Source organism: Acinetobacter sp. YH12058 (assembly GCF_013419805.1).
Taxonomy (GTDB): domain Bacteria; phylum Pseudomonadota; class Gammaproteobacteria; order Pseudomonadales; family Moraxellaceae; genus Acinetobacter; species Acinetobacter towneri.
Genome location: NZ_VOZL01000004.1, coordinates 1 through 14,292, shown reverse-complemented (window position 1 = coordinate 14,292; position 14,292 = coordinate 1). Strand labels below are relative to the sequence as shown.

The following is a 14,292-nucleotide window of genomic DNA, read 5'->3' as shown; positions in this document are numbered from 1 at the left end:
GTGATTAAAAAGTGAGTATTTGATATTTTTTAGGTATAACTGTTGGATAAATAGACAAAAACAGCATTCAGCCGACTAAAGTTGCACACAATTGTAATCCAGTGCTGCTATTTTGTTGTAAAGCATGGGCAAATGCCAAGTTTAGCTGCAATATTTATTTTTAGATGTTATCATGTAACGTGTAAGTGAGAGGGCAGATTGAGAGATGTGCTCTCTTTTATTTTATCTGAAATAGCGGTGTTGGACTTTGGTCTAAATTGCATCTGTTTTTTAAATAAAGCACCATATGTTAGATGAAAATAGAATTAGTGTATTTCGCCAATTTATAGGAGGTATGTGTCAAAAAAATCAATTGCATTTCTGAGATCATGTTACGATTAACAAATGACTATATCTGAAAAATGTTGAATTTTTGTACATTTTATCAACATTTTAAGTGCAAATGATGTGTTATTAAATCAGGACTATTGCAGAAAAGTCGTATTAGAAAAGCTAAGACTGAGCACTTATTTTTTCTAAAACGATTTTGCAAAAAATTGCTCGGCTTGGGTCGAGTATATAAATGAGTGATGATGCCAATGAGGGCGTTATGATTCATAAATGACATTGGGTTTTCCTAATGTAGTGATAACGCCTCATGACATATGTCAACTGGGGACTAATGTCATGTTACCAATTTGACATTATCAATCATGGGTTTTGCTTAAAAAGCATCCTGGAAAATGTTTTTGCAATAGGAAATGGGTCCACAAATGCAAGAAGTTGCTGACGCACTGCGTCTTGACACTGAACTTTCCGCTGATAGTGCAGCGTATATTGAAGAACTTTACGAGCATTATTTGACGTCACCGGAATCAGTCGGTGCTGATTGGCGCGAATATTTCGATAAATTCCCGAAGGGTGATCAACCACACAGTAATGTACGTGAGCAATTCCTTTTATTAGGTCGTAATTCAAATCGCGTTCAAGCCATTGTTCAAGGTTCAGTGAGTTCTGAACATGAACAACGTCAAATTGGCGTGTTGCAACTGATTGCTGCTTACCGTAACCGTGGTCACCAAAAAGCAAAATTAGATCCACTAGGTTTGGCAAAACGTGAAGACGTGCCAGATCTTGATCTTGCTGCACATGGTTTAACCAAGTCTGATTTAGATACTGTTTTCCATACAGGTAATTTGGAAATTGGTAAGTCTGAAGCAACACTAGGCGAAATGGTTGATGCCATGCAGGCGATCTACTGCGGTTCAATTGGTGCAGAATACATGCACATTGTTGATACCAAAGAAAGACGCTGGATTCAACAACGCTTAGAAAGCGCACGTGGTAAGTTCACATTTACTGCAGATCAAAAGAAACACGTTCTTGAACGCTTAACAGCAGCTGAGGGTCTAGAAAAATATCTAGGTAATAAATACGTTGGTGCGAAACGCTTTGGTGTAGAAGGCGGTGAATCATTTATCCCTATGGTGAATGAAATCATTCAACGTGCGGGTGCTGTTGGCTGTAAAGAAGTCGTGATTGGCATGCCACACCGTGGTCGTTTGAACCTGCTTGTGAATATCATGGGTAAAAACCCAGCAGACCTATTTGGTGAGTTTGAAGGTAAGAGCTTGCATAAAAAAGGTTCTGGCGACGTAAAATATCACCAAGGTTTCTCATCTAACGTGATGACTCCGGGTGGTGAAGTGCACTTGGCACTTGCGTTTAACCCATCGCACTTAGAAATTGTTGGACCTGTGGTTGAAGGTTCTGTACGTGCGCGCCAAGTACGTCGTAAAGACATTGGTGGTGATGATGTATTGCCATTAATCGTTCACGGTGATGCCGCATTTGCAGGTCAAGGTGTTAACCAAGAAACCTTCCAAATGTCACAAACTCGCGGTTATACCGTAGGTGGTACAGTTCACATTGTGATTAACAACCAAGTTGGTTTCACAACATCTGACCCACGTGACGCACGTTCTACTGAATACTGTACTGACATTGCAAAAATGATTCAGGCGCCAATTTTCCACGTGAATGGCGATGATCCTGAAGCGGTGATTTTTGTATCTCAATTGGCACACGATTTCCGTCATACATTCCGTAAAGACGTTGTGATTGATTTGTTCTGCTACCGTCGTCGTGGTCACAATGAAGCTGACGAGCCAGCAGCAACTCAGCCAATGATGTATCAAGTGATCAACAAAAAGACTACAACACGTACTTTATATGCTGACCAATTGGTGCAAGAAGGTGTGTTGGATCGTGCTGCGGCAGATCAAATGGTTGAAGACTACCGTTCTGATTTAGAAGCGGGTAATCACGTTGCGAATGCGTTGGTACTTGAGCCAAATACCAAAATGTTTGTAGATTGGTCTCCGTACTTAGGTCACGATTATACAGACGTTTGGGATACGACTTTCCCTGTTGAGCGTTTGAAAGAACTTGGTCAAACCATGCGTAAACTTCCAGAAGGTTTCGTGATGCAGCGCCAAGTTGCCAAAGTGATTGACGATCGCTTGAAAATGCAAACAGGTGAAATGCCACTGAACTGGGGTGCAGCTGAAACTTTAGCTTATGCAACTTTGTTGGATGAAGGCTATTTAGTTCGTTTGACTGGTGAAGACGTAGGTCGTGGTACTTTCTCACACCGTCATGCGAAATTGCACAACCAAGTCGATGGTAAAACTTATATTCCGTTATGCCATATCAAAGAGAACCAACCACGTGTTGCAATCTACGACTCTTTATTGTCTGAAATGGCAGTATTGGCATTCGAATATGGTTATGCAACGACACTTCCAAAGAGCTTGATCATTTGGGAAGCACAATTTGGTGACTTCGCAAACTGTGCTCAAGTGGTGATTGACCAGTTCATCTCATCTGGCGAAACCAAATGGGAGCGTGTATGTGGTTTAACGATGCTTCTTCCACACGGTTTTGAAGGTCAAGGTCCTGAGCACTCATCTGCACGTTTAGAGCGTTTCTTACAGCTTTGTGCGGAAGAAAACATGCAAGTGATGACACCAACAACACCTGCACAGATTTTCCACGCTTTACGTCGTCAGGCGATTCGTCCAATCCGTAAGCCAATGATCATCATGTCGCCGAAGTCTTTACTTCGTCACAAGTTAGCAGTGTCTAACCTTGATGAGCTTGCAACTGGTACATTCCAGACTGTGATTGATGAAATTGACAACATCAACAAATCAGACGTGACGCGTTTGGTATTGTGTGGTGGTAAAGTGTATTACGACTTGCTTGAAAAGCGTCGTGAATTAGAATTGAACAATACTGCAATTGTTCGTATTGAACAGTTGTACCCATATCCAGAACAACGTCTTGCTGAAGTTCTTGCTTCTTATCCAAACGTAAAAGAATTAGTTTGGACTCAAGAAGAGCCGAAGAACCAAGGTGCTTGGTTATTCATCGCGCCACGTTTATATGATGACGTAATGAAAACTGGTAAACAGATTCGCATTAGTTATGCGGGTCGTGAAGCATCTGCAGCACCAGCGTGTGGTTCACCATATTTGCATGCAAAACAACAAGCTCAGCTCATCAATGACGCGCTTGCGATCGTAGCTGAATAACAGGAGATTCGAAGTAATGGCAACCGAAATTAAAGCACCGGTATTTCCAGAGTCAGTTGCAGACGGTACGATTGCAACTTGGCACAAACAACCAGGTGAAGCAGTTTCACGTGATGAGGTGATCTGTGATATTGAAACCGATAAAGTTGTTTTGGAAGTAGTCGCTCCTGCTGATGGCACAATCTCTGCAATCATCAAAAACGAAGGCGATACAGTTCTTTCTGACGAAGTAATTGCTCAATTTGAAGCGGGTGCTGTTTCTGGCGCTGCTCAAACTCAAGCAGTTCAGTCTGAAGCACAAGTAGAGCAAGCTGCGGCGAAAACTGAAGCAGGTGCTGCACCAGTTGTTGAGCGTGCACAACCAGTTGCTGACCAAGCACCAGCAGTACGTAAAGCGTTGACTGAAACAGGTATCAATGCTGCAGACGTTTCTGGTACAGGTCGTGGTGGTCGTATCACTAAAGAAGATGTTGCAAATCATCAAGCTAAACCTGCTGCTGCAGCTGCGCCATTAAGCGTTGCGGTAGGTGAGCGTATCGAGAAACGTGTTCCTATGACACGTTTACGTAAGCGTGTTGCAGAGCGTTTACTTGCAGCGACTCAAGAAACTGCAATGTTGACAACATTCAACGAAGTGAACATGAAGCCAATCATGGAAATGCGTGCACAATACAAAGACGCATTTGAAAAACGTCATGGTGCACGTTTAGGCTTTATGTCTTTCTTCGTGAAAGCTGCAACTGAAGCATTGAAACGTTACCCAGCAGTAAACGCTTCTATTGATGGCGAAGACATCGTATATCACGGTTACTACGACATCGGTGTTGCGGTTTCTTCTGACCGTGGTTTAGTGGTTCCTGTATTACGTGATACAGACCGCATGAACTACGCTGAAGTAGAAAACGGTATTCGTGACTATGCTTATAAAGCACGTGACGGTAAGCTAGGTATTGAAGATATGACTGGCGGTACATTCACCATTACTAACGGTGGTACTTTCGGTTCATTGTTATCTACACCAATTCTAAACACGCCACAAACTGCAATTTTGGGCATGCACAAAATCCAAGAGCGTCCTATGGCGGTAAATGGTCAAGTTGAAATCTTGCCAATGATGTACTTAGCGCTTTCTTATGACCACCGTTTAATTGATGGTAAAGAAGCTGTAGGTTTCCTTGTAACAATCAAAGAATTGTTAGAAGAGCCAGCTAAACTCATCCTTGACCTTTAATTCTAAAGAATAAATCAGTGGGCTTGGAGCGATCCTCTAAGCCCATTTTTGGAGATAAAAATGTCTCAACAATTTGATCTTGTTGTTATTGGTGGTGGCCCAGGTGGTTATGAAGCGGCAATTCGTGCGGCTCAACTTGGCTTTAAAGTTGCGTGTATCGAAAAACGTATTCACAAAGGTAAACCATCTTTGGGTGGTACATGCTTAAACGTGGGTTGTATCCCATCTAAAGCATTACTCGATTCTTCACATCGTTATGAAGATACGGTTCATCACTTGGCTGATCATGGTATCACTACAGGTGAAGTACAGTTTGACCTTGCGAAGCTATTAGCACGTAAAGACAAAATCGTTGACCAATTAACTGGCGGTATTGATCAGTTATTAAAAGGTAACGGTGTTGAGTGGTTAAAAGGTACGGGTAAATTGCTTGCAGGTAAAAAAGTAGAGTTCGTTTCTCATGAAGGCGAAACTCAAGTTTTAGAGCCTAAGTATGTGATTCTTGCGACTGGTTCAGTTCCTGTAAATATTCCTGTTGCTCCTGTAGATCAAGACATTATTGTTGATTCTACTGGTGCATTAGAATTCCCAGAAGTGCCTAAGCGTTTAGGTGTGATTGGTGCAGGCGTAATTGGTCTTGAACTTGGTTCAGTATGGCGTCGTCTAGGTGCAGAAGTTGTTGTATTTGAAGCAATGGATGCATTCTTACCAATGGCTGACAAAGCTTTGGCAAAAGACTACCAAAAACTATTGACCAAGCAAGGTATGGATATCCGTATCGGTGCGAAAGTTTCAGGTACTGAAGTTAATGGTCGTGAAGTGACTGTTAAATATACCCAAGGCGGCGAAGACAAAGAACAAACTTTCGATAAATTGATCGTTTGTGTAGGTCGTCGTGCTTATGCTGAAGGTTTATTGGCAGATGACTGCGGTATTAAACTGACTGAACGTGGTTTGGTTGAAGTAAACGATTGGTGTGCAACTTCTGTTGAAGGTGTATATGCAATTGGTGACTTAGTACGTGGTCCAATGCTTGCACACAAAGCAATGGAAGAAGGCGTAATGGCAGTTGAGCGTATTCACGGTCATGCTGCACAAGTTAACTACGACACAATCATTTCAGTAATCTACACACACCCTGAAGCGGCGTGGGTTGGTTTAACTGAAGAGCAAGCGAAAGAAAAAGGCCACGAAGTGAAAACTGGTCAATTCGGTTTCGCGGTAAATGGTCGTGCTTTAGCTGCAGGCGAAGGTGCTGGTTTCGTGAAGTTTGTTGCAGATGCAAAAACAGATCGTTTATTGGGTATGCACGTGATTGGACCTGCTGCGTCTGACATCGTTCACCAAGGTATGATTGCACTTGAGTTTGTATCTTCAGTTGAAGATTTACAATTAATGACATTTGGTCACCCAACCTTCTCTGAAGTGGTGCATGAAGCCGCTTTAGCTGTAGATGGGCGTGCGATTCACGCGATTCAGCGTAAACGCAAATAACACTAAAAAGAGCGGCTTAGGCCGCTCTTTTTGCATTTGATGGTTGTATTTATGGGAATAATCATCTAAAAGTAAAGAGCATAGGAAAAACACCACACAAGGAAAGCAATATTAAAACGCAGGTTTGATATTGGTGGTGATAACTGAATAAAAGAAGTAGTAAAAGGTTAGTCAATGAATCTACATGAGTATCAAGCAAAAGCGCTATTAAAAAAATATGGTATGCCAGTACAAGAAGGCATTTTGGCAACTACAGCCGTAGAAGCCGTGCAAGCTTTCGAGCAACTGGGCGGTAAATTTGCAGTGATGAAAGCTCAGGTGCATGCAGGTGGTCGCGGTAAAGCGGGCGGCGTGAAGGTCGTAAAATCTGCACAAGAAGCAGCAGACTATGCCAACCAAATTCTTGGAACACGTTTGGTCACCTATCAAACCGATGCCTATGGTCAGCCTGTAAACAGTATTTTAGTGGCTGAAGATGTTTATCCTGTAGAGCGTGAACTGTATTTGGGTGCAGTGGTAGATCGTTCTAGCCGTCGCGTCACTTTTATGGCATCTACTGAAGGTGGTGTTGAAATTGAGAAAGTGGCAGAAGAAACCCCAGAAAAAATTATTAAAGTAGAAGTTGATCCTTTAGTGGGTTTATTGCCATTTCAGGCACGTGAAGTGGCTTTTGCATTAAAACTCAAAGACAGTCAAATCACGCAGTTTGTGAAGATTATGACAGCGGCTTATCAGGCATTTATCGACAATGATTTTGCCTTATTTGAAATTAACCCATTGTCTGTACGTGAAAATGGCGACATTTTATGTGTCGATGCCAAAGTCGGTATTGATTCCAATGCGCTGTATCGTTTGCCTGAAGTCTTGGCACTGCGCGATAAAACACAAGAAAATGAACGTGAATTGCGTGCATCAGAATTTGACCTGAACTATGTTGCTTTAGAAGGCAATATCGGTTGTATGGTGAATGGTGCAGGTTTAGCAATGGCAACTATGGATATTATTAAACTCTATGGTGGTCAGCCTGCGAACTTCTTGGATGTAGGTGGTGGTGCAACCAAAGAACGCGTAATTGAAGCCTTTAAAATTATTTTGGCAGATCACTCGGTTAAAGGCGTACTGATTAATATTTTTGGTGGAATTGTACGTTGTGACATGATTGCGGAAGCAATTATTGCAGCGGTTCAGGAAGTAAATGTGACAGTACCTGTAGTGGTTCGCCTAGAAGGGAACAACTCGGAACTTGGTGCAAAATTACTCGATGAATCAGGATTAAAACTTATTTCTGCAAACGGCTTGTCTGATGCCGCAGAAAAAATTGTTGCTGCAGTGAAAGCTTAAGGAGAATCAGGATGAGCGTATTAATTAATAAAGACACCAAAGTATTGGTACAAGGTTTCACTGGTAAAAATGGTACTTTTCACTCAGCACAAGCACTTGATTATGGAACTAAAGTGGTGGGTGGGGTAACGCCAGGAAAAGGTGGTCAAACCCATTTGGAATTACCTGTATTTAACACCATGAAAGAAGCTGTACGTGAAACAGGTGCAGATGCATCGGTGATTTATGTGCCTGCACCGTTTGTTTTAGATTCGATTGTAGAAGCAGTCGATTCTGGAGTAGGTTTGATTGTGGTGATTACGGAAGGTGTGCCAACCATCGACATGCTCAAAGCCAAGCGTTATTTAGAAACCAATGGCAATGGTACACGTTTGGTGGGACCAAACTGCCCAGGTGTGATTACACCAGGTGAATGTAAAATTGGCATCATGCCAGGGCATATTCATCAACCAGGACGAATTGGCATTATTTCACGTTCAGGTACTTTGACCTATGAAGCTGTGGCACAAACCACCAAATTAGGCTTAGGGCAATCGACCTGTATCGGGATTGGTGGTGACCCAATTCCAGGTATGAACCAAATTGATGCTTTAAAATTGTTCCAAGACGACCCAGACACCGATGCGATTGTTATGATTGGTGAAATTGGTGGTACGGCAGAAGAAGAAGCTGCGGAATATATCCAGTCGAATGTTAGCAAACCTGTGGTGGGTTATATTGCAGGAGTGACAGCACCTAAAGGTAAGCGTATGGGACATGCGGGTGCAATTATTTCAGGCGGTAAAGGCACTGCGGAAGAAAAATTTGCAGCCTTTGAGCGTGCTGGAATTGCTTATACGCGTAGCCCTGCTGAATTGGGTTCTACCATGTGGCAAGTATTAAAAGATCAAGGTTTGCTTAAATAACAAATTTTGAAGATCTTGATTTTATTCAGTACTCAATCCCCAATTTTGGGGATTTTTTATGTTGAAAAATTAGCCACATTTGAGAGATAAAGTATATGATAAGAGTTAATTTGGTATTGCTTTGTTGCATAAATATGTAAGCATCTGATTTAAATAAATTTAATTTTGTATCAAAAAATAATCAAAACTTTTAAATCATATAGTTATGAAATCTTTGTGCGACAAAGCCGTTCAAGTAGTTTTTGCATCTCGGGAAATTATTTTTATTGTTGTACAAGCTGTATAAACAGCTGATTCAAATAAAAAAAATACGCAATGATTGGGGTGATCATTGCGTATGAAAAACGAATCTGCTTTCACAGCTTCGATAACGGAGAAATGTTATGAAATTAGGATTGCTCCTAAAGCATGTAAGTATACTAAACTGAGAATGAATACTATTCCGCAGTATTCAGGTTACGTGATGTTAAATCACGTAAGTAATAAGTGTTTTTTGTGAGTCGAGTCAGCTTGTGTTGATTTTTCACTCAAATAAAAAGTCTCTTATTCATGTGAATAAGAGGCTTTAAAATATTTGTATCTACAAAATGCTTAGAAGCGGAATACACCCAAGCCAGCTTTCACTTCATCTAAAGTTTGCTGGGTAATATCACGGCATTTGTCGGTGCCTGTTTTCAAAATATCCATAATGTAGTCAGGATCTTTAGCAAGTTCGATACGACGTTCACGGATCGGCCCAATCAATTCTTTTAGAATGCCTTCCAAACGCTTTTTCACCGTACCATCGCCCAAACCACCACGACGATAATGCGCTTTCAGTTCTTCAAGTTCTTCTTTGTTGGTATCGAAGGCATCTAAATAAGTAAATACTACGTTGCCTTCAACCTGACCTGGGTCTTCGATACGCAGGTGATTTGGGTCGGTGTACATTGCATTGACAGCTTTTTTAATGTCTTTGTCTGTGGCATCTAACACAATGGTATTGCCCAGTGATTTTGACATTTTCGCTTTACCATCAAAACCAGGTAAACGTCCGACATTTGACAACAATGCCTGACATTCAGGTAGCAAGTCATGACCAATTTGACGATTCACCCGACGCACAATTTCATTGGTCTGTTCAATCATTGGAATTTGGTCTTCACCTACAGGAACGACCGTTGCTTTAAATGCAGTAATATCGGCTGCTTGAGCTACAGGGTAGCACAGGAAACCTGCAGGAATATCACGCTCAAAACCACGCATCTGAATTTCAGATTTAATGGTTGGGTTACGCTCCAAACGTGCCACAGTCACGAAGTTTAAATACAACATGGTGAGTTCGTTTAATGCAGGCAGGCAAGATTGCACGCAAATGGTGGTTTTTGTTGGATCAATCCCCACCGCTAAATAATCGGTTGCTACCTCAATAATATTACGACGGACTTTTTCAAAGTTATCGGCATTGTCAGTTAAGGCTTGAGCATCGGCAAGTAACAGGTGTTGATGATGTGAGTCTTGTAAACCTACACGTGAACGTAAAGAACCCACAAAGTGACCTAAATGTAGTTGTCCAGTTGGACGATCGCCTGTCAAAATCACAGGACGATTATCTTGATTACTCATTTTTTATTCCAAGTCGTATCTACGACATCTATGTACCGATGAATTGCTACATTGTAAGGCATAACATTTTTCAATGTCACTTCCTTAAGTGAGTTGAATAGAATTTACTGTAAAAAATTTTGCTGTAAAAATTAATGAAGTAAATACAGACCCTATATAAATTCAGTTTTAAAATAACTTGAAAATCATATAAGGATAACAACGCAATGGCGAGCAGCTTATTACTTTTATTAGATGACATTGCAACAGTTTTAGATGATGTGGCAGTTATGAGCAAAATGGCTGCAAAAAAAACCGCAGGGGTTTTGGGCGATGATTTGGCGTTGAATGCGCAGCAAGTCAGTGGTGTACGTGCAGAGCGTGAGTTGCCTGTGGTATGGCGTGTGGCTAAAGGTTCATTCATCAATAAGCTAATTTTAGTACCGCTCGCGTTATTAATTAGTGTCGTTGCGCCGTGGTTAATCAATCCTTTATTGGTGGTTGGTGGTCTATTTTTAAGTTATGAAGGTGTGGAAAAAATCATGCACACCTTACAACACAAAAAAGCCCAAACGGCTAAAGAAGCGCAACTTGAGCTAATTCAAACTGAGCAAGACCTTGCGGCTTATGAAACCGAAAAAATTAAAGGTGCTGTGCGTACTGACTTTATTTTATCGGCGGAAATTGTGGTGATTTCTTTGGGGACTGTGGCTGCGGCAGGCTTTCTAACCAAAGTGACAGTATTAAGTTTAATTGCGATTGCCATGACGGTGGGTGTCTATGGGTTCGTTGCGTTAATTGTCAAAATTGATGACATTGGTTTATACCTCACAGAACAAGCTGCCAATTTTAAACAACGTATTGGGAGTGGTTTACTGGCATTTGCTCCAATTTTAATGAAGACTTTATCTGTGGTGGGTACTGCAGCGATGTTCTTGGTTGGTGGAGGAATTATCAATCATGCTATTCCTTTTGTGCACCATTTCACAGAAGATACGGTAGAGTATGTACAAGATATCCCAACGATGGGCAGTATTGTAGGTTCACTCACGCCAATGTTGATGAACCTTGTCGTGGGTATTTTGGCAGGCATCTTGGTGGTGATTGTGGTCGCACTTGTTCAAAAAGTGTGGTCAAAGTCTAAATCGGCTTAATCTATTATCAGAGTTTAAGAGAAGGATAAGAATAATGCGTTGGAAAGGTCGTCGAGTTAGCACGAATGTAGAAGACCGCCGTGGTGGCGGTGGAGCAAAAGCGGGCGGTATCAGTATTTTGGGCTTAGTGGTGGCCTTTGTTGCATGGAAGTTCTTTGGCATCGATCCGCAATCGGCTTATCAAGCGACCAAGCAAGTCACCTCACATGCGCAAAGTGCTGAAACTAAAGGTTTAGATAATCCAACTCCTGAACAACAAGAGGCGATGGAGTTTGTGGGCACTGTTTTGGCCGATACAGAAGATACGTGGTCACAAGTGTTTCAGCAGCAGTTAAATAGCCAATATATACCACCTAAACTGGTGTTATTTACAGGTGTGGTCAATTCTGGCTGTGGTACGGCACAATCGGCAATGGGGCCATTTTATTGTCCTGCCGATCAAAAAGTATATATTGATACTTCATTCTTCCAAGCCATGCGTCAGCAAATGGGCATTGGTGGTGAACAAAATCAGACTGAATTAAGCCGAAATGATCAGGCGGGCGATTTTGCTCAAGCCTATGTGGTGGCGCATGAAGTTGGGCATCATATTCAGACCATTTTAGGGATTTCAGAACAAGTGCATAAAGCACGTCAGCAAGTCAGCGAAGTACAGGGTAATCAGCTTTCGGTACGTCAGGAATTACAAGCGGACTGTTTATCGGGAGTGTGGGCGCATCATAACCATCAACGTACTCAATTCCTCGAACAAGGTGATATTGAAGAAGCGATGGATGCGGCACATAAAATTGGCGATGACTATTTACAAAAACGTGCACGTGGGCAAGTCGTGCCTGATAGCTTTACGCATGGTACCAGTGCACAGCGCGTACAATGGTTCCAGACTGGCTTAAAATCAGGCTTGATCAGTGATTGTGATACATTCAATGCCGCAATTTAACTGACTTAAAAATCAAGTTTTATAAACAAAAGGAGTGCTGCCAGTCGCTCCTTTTTTATAGGCTAAATGAATGCGAGTGGATAGATGCAAACAACGTTAAGCCGTAAACCGAGTGATGAATTAGCACACATGATTTTGAACGTGGTGTGTTTGATTCCAGCAGGTCAGGTTGCGACCTATGGGCAAGTGGCACGCCTAGCGGGTCTGCCCAAACATGCACGTTTGGTCGGTTATGTCCTCAGGCATTTATCGGCAGAACATACTGTGCCGTGGCATCGGGTGATTAATGCGCAAGGAAAAATTAGCCTAAGCAAACTAAACGCCCAAGGAGAAAATATACAAACTTTAAAATTACAGGAAGAAGGGATTGTGGTAATTGCAGAAAAGGTGAATTTAAAACAATACCAATGGCAGAATTAAACTGAGCTGCTAAATCGAGCGTTTAATATTGAGATATGGTGATACTGAGAAAATTTGCTGAATAGAGTGCTGCAAATAAAAATTTTAGAACAAACAAAGAAATCTAAATGAGAGGGGAAGTTCCTCACTTCCGTAGAAATGAGGAACACGCAATCTTATTGACGTACAACCAATACAGGTGTTGTACCTTCACTTAGGATGCTTTGCGCAACGCTACCTAAGAATAATTTTTTCAAGCCAGTGCGGCCATGTGAACCAATCACGATAAGGTCAGCATTTAAGTCTTTTGCAGCATTGGTAATTTCGCGTGCAATTACTTGACCTTCAAGTAGTTTAGTTTCAGCTTCAACACCTTGTTCAGTGAATTTTTGCTTTGCTTCTTCTAAAGTTTTTACGATAGAAGCGCGAGCGCGTTCAATCAAGTCATTGGTTTGGTTTGCAGTGATGTATTCTGCAGCAATATACGGGTCAAGTGTAAGTACTTGTACCACAGTGATTTTACTACCAAATGCTTTTGCAAGTTCAGCAGCTTTTGCAACAGCGGCAAAAGAAGTTTCAGAACCGTCCACTGGTACGAGGATGTTTTGGTAAGCCATGAGTGTTTCTCCTTATTGTAATTTCAATACTTTAATAAAATATTCGCTCTGAGTCCTGTCTTATCTTACGCTGAATTCATATAGAATAAAACCCAGTAATTTCATAAAGATAATTGAGTGCTGTAAGTCCTTATTTCACCTTAATTTAGCATGAAATTATGAAGCTGTGCTTTCAATTCAACTAAAGTTTTAGTCATTTTTTGTTTGCGTGTTTGTCAAAAAATCGATCAGTTGATTGACATCATTACTCTGCAATTGTTCGCGGATTTTCAGTAAATATTTTTCATCAAAATCATACAGTTTTAGCGCCAAAAGTTGAGCAATCTCTGTTTCACTAAAGCGGTATTTAATTACTTTGGCAGGCACACCTGCCACAATAGCGTAAGGCGGTACATCTTGCGTAACCACTGCACCTGTCGCCACAATTGCACCTTCGCCTAGTTCAACACCTTGCATAATCATGGCGCGACTGCCAATCCAGCAGCCATCGCCAATTGTGGTATCACCTGCCGCAACAAAACTGCGAGTATCAAACGGAAAAGCCGAAACCCAGTCACTGCGATGCAATTGATTGCCACCCATCATAATCACGCATTCCGCACCAAAACAGACAAAATTGCCAATAAAGAGCTGATCAATAGGTTTTTCTGCTGTTGCAGGTTTGTCATGTAAATAACGCACCACACAACGTTCAAAACCCTGATCCCAATAGGCTAAACATTACTTGTGTTTATGGATTTTTAAACTATACTTAAAAGAAATATAGAAATATAGAAATATAGAAATATAGAAATATAGAAATATAGAAAAATGAAAGAATATTTTAATTCAAAAGCAAAATTAATAATTTTGAAAAGTTATAAAGCTTTAAATGAAGAGAGTAATGCACTACATGAATCATTAGAAGCTGGCAAAGATACTTATATAACCCGAATTACGGATAAGAAAAGCCCTTGAAAAAAAGGTAGTTAGAGCCATTTAGAAAGTTACGACACAACCCAAAGGCTCTAACTACCATGTACGATTTTACAGAAATTTTTTGTATTGTTGAT

General features: G+C 41.2%; 11 protein-coding genes and 1 pseudogene. 9 read left to right on the top strand and 3 right to left on the bottom strand.

Translation table 11 applies throughout. The annotated features are described in order from the left end of the window. Positions 1 to 752: 752 nt before the first annotated feature. The 5 genes from FTU09_RS03875 to sucD all read left to right on the top strand — a co-directional run bounded on the left by FTU09_RS03875 (position 753) and on the right by sucD (position 8,546). Positions 753 to 3,575, top strand: a complete 2,823-nt coding sequence (locus FTU09_RS03875) for a 2-oxoglutarate dehydrogenase E1 component (RefSeq protein ID WP_178866163.1) — start codon at positions 753 to 755, stop codon at positions 3,573 to 3,575. Positions 3,576 to 3,591: 16 nt separating this feature from the next. Continuing rightward, a complete protein-coding gene (gene odhB, locus FTU09_RS03870; RefSeq protein ID WP_004972191.1) occupies positions 3,592 to 4,806 on the top strand; it encodes a 2-oxoglutarate dehydrogenase complex dihydrolipoyllysine-residue succinyltransferase in 1,215 nt (404 codons plus the stop codon). Positions 4,807 to 4,866: 60 nt separating this feature from the next. Further along, the gene (lpdA, locus tag FTU09_RS03865; RefSeq protein ID WP_004972188.1) at positions 4,867 to 6,300 is read left to right on the top strand and encodes a dihydrolipoyl dehydrogenase; all 1,434 of its coding nucleotides are present in this window, start codon (positions 4,867 to 4,869) and stop codon (positions 6,298 to 6,300) included. 174 nt (positions 6,301 to 6,474) lie between these two features. Further along, positions 6,475 to 7,641 (top strand): ADP-forming succinate--CoA ligase subunit beta, encoded by a 1,167-nt coding sequence (gene sucC, locus FTU09_RS03860; RefSeq protein ID WP_070153939.1) that lies wholly within the window; start codon positions 6,475 to 6,477, stop codon positions 7,639 to 7,641. An 11-nt stretch (positions 7,642 to 7,652) separates the two neighbouring features. Beyond that, entirely contained in the window at positions 7,653 to 8,546 is an 894-nt protein-coding gene (gene sucD, locus FTU09_RS03855) for a succinate--CoA ligase subunit alpha (protein ID WP_136144279.1), read from the top strand. 591 nt (positions 8,547 to 9,137) lie between these two features. On the opposite strand, the gene trpS is transcribed toward sucD, so the two are convergent. Next, positions 9,138 to 10,151, bottom strand: coding sequence for a tryptophan--tRNA ligase (gene trpS / locus FTU09_RS03850; protein ID WP_004972183.1), 1,014 nt, complete (start codon positions 10,149 to 10,151; stop codon positions 9,138 to 9,140). Positions 10,152 to 10,357: 206 nt separating this feature from the next. Here trpS and FTU09_RS03845 point away from each other — a divergent pair, with 206 nt between their 5' ends. From FTU09_RS03845 to FTU09_RS03835, 3 genes are all read left to right on the top strand, one after another. Further along, positions 10,358 to 11,284, top strand: coding sequence for a DUF808 domain-containing protein (locus tag FTU09_RS03845; RefSeq protein WP_167845849.1), 927 nt, complete (start codon positions 10,358 to 10,360; stop codon positions 11,282 to 11,284). A gap of 34 nt (positions 11,285 to 11,318) precedes the next feature. Beyond that, positions 11,319 to 12,224 (top strand): neutral zinc metallopeptidase, encoded by a 906-nt coding sequence (locus tag FTU09_RS03840; RefSeq protein ID WP_104853154.1) that lies wholly within the window; start codon positions 11,319 to 11,321, stop codon positions 12,222 to 12,224. 84 nt (positions 12,225 to 12,308) lie between these two features. Then, positions 12,309 to 12,644 carry an MGMT family protein gene (locus FTU09_RS03835; RefSeq protein ID WP_004972177.1) on the top strand — a complete coding sequence of 112 codons (336 nt, stop codon included), beginning with the start codon at positions 12,309 to 12,311 and terminating at the stop codon, positions 12,642 to 12,644. A gap of 155 nt (positions 12,645 to 12,799) precedes the next feature. Here FTU09_RS03835 and FTU09_RS03830 read toward each other — a convergent pair whose 3' ends face one another. Continuing rightward, entirely contained in the window at positions 12,800 to 13,240 is a 441-nt protein-coding gene (locus FTU09_RS03830; protein WP_004972175.1) for a universal stress protein, read from the bottom strand. A gap of 189 nt (positions 13,241 to 13,429) precedes the next feature. Continuing rightward, positions 13,430 to 13,954 (bottom strand): annotated as a pseudogene (locus FTU09_RS03825) (CatB-related O-acetyltransferase); the annotation flags it as partial. 96 nt (positions 13,955 to 14,050) lie between these two features. On the opposite strand from FTU09_RS03825, the gene FTU09_RS03820 reads away from it, so the two are divergent. Then, positions 14,051 to 14,197: a hypothetical protein gene (locus FTU09_RS03820; RefSeq protein ID WP_180079579.1), complete on the top strand. Its 147-nt coding sequence runs from the start codon at positions 14,051 to 14,053 to the stop codon at positions 14,195 to 14,197. Positions 14,198 to 14,292: the final 95 nt, after the last annotated feature.

What these genes read in the sequence shown, in the direction of transcription:
- FTU09_RS03875 (WP_178866163.1), top strand. Translation starts at nt 753, where the DNA reads ATGCAAGAAGTTGCTGACGCACTGCGTCTTGACACTGAACTTTCCGCT.
- odhB (WP_004972191.1), top strand. Translation starts at nt 3,592, where the DNA reads ATGGCAACCGAAATTAAAGCACCGGTATTTCCAGAGTCAGTTGCAGAC.
- lpdA (WP_004972188.1), top strand. Translation starts at nt 4,867, where the DNA reads ATGTCTCAACAATTTGATCTTGTTGTTATTGGTGGTGGCCCAGGTGGT.
- sucC (WP_070153939.1), top strand. Translation starts at nt 6,475, where the DNA reads ATGAATCTACATGAGTATCAAGCAAAAGCGCTATTAAAAAAATATGGT.
- sucD (WP_136144279.1), top strand. Translation starts at nt 7,653, where the DNA reads ATGAGCGTATTAATTAATAAAGACACCAAAGTATTGGTACAAGGTTTC.
- trpS (WP_004972183.1), bottom strand. Translation starts at nt 10,151, where the DNA reads ATGAGTAATCAAGATAATCGTCCTGTGATTTTGACAGGCGATCGTCCA.
- FTU09_RS03845 (WP_167845849.1), top strand. Translation starts at nt 10,358, where the DNA reads ATGGCGAGCAGCTTATTACTTTTATTAGATGACATTGCAACAGTTTTA.
- FTU09_RS03840 (WP_104853154.1), top strand. Translation starts at nt 11,319, where the DNA reads ATGCGTTGGAAAGGTCGTCGAGTTAGCACGAATGTAGAAGACCGCCGT.
- FTU09_RS03835 (WP_004972177.1), top strand. Translation starts at nt 12,309, where the DNA reads ATGCAAACAACGTTAAGCCGTAAACCGAGTGATGAATTAGCACACATG.
- FTU09_RS03830 (WP_004972175.1), bottom strand. Translation starts at nt 13,240, where the DNA reads ATGGCTTACCAAAACATCCTCGTACCAGTGGACGGTTCTGAAACTTCT.
- FTU09_RS03820 (WP_180079579.1), top strand. Translation starts at nt 14,051, where the DNA reads ATGAAAGAATATTTTAATTCAAAAGCAAAATTAATAATTTTGAAAAGT.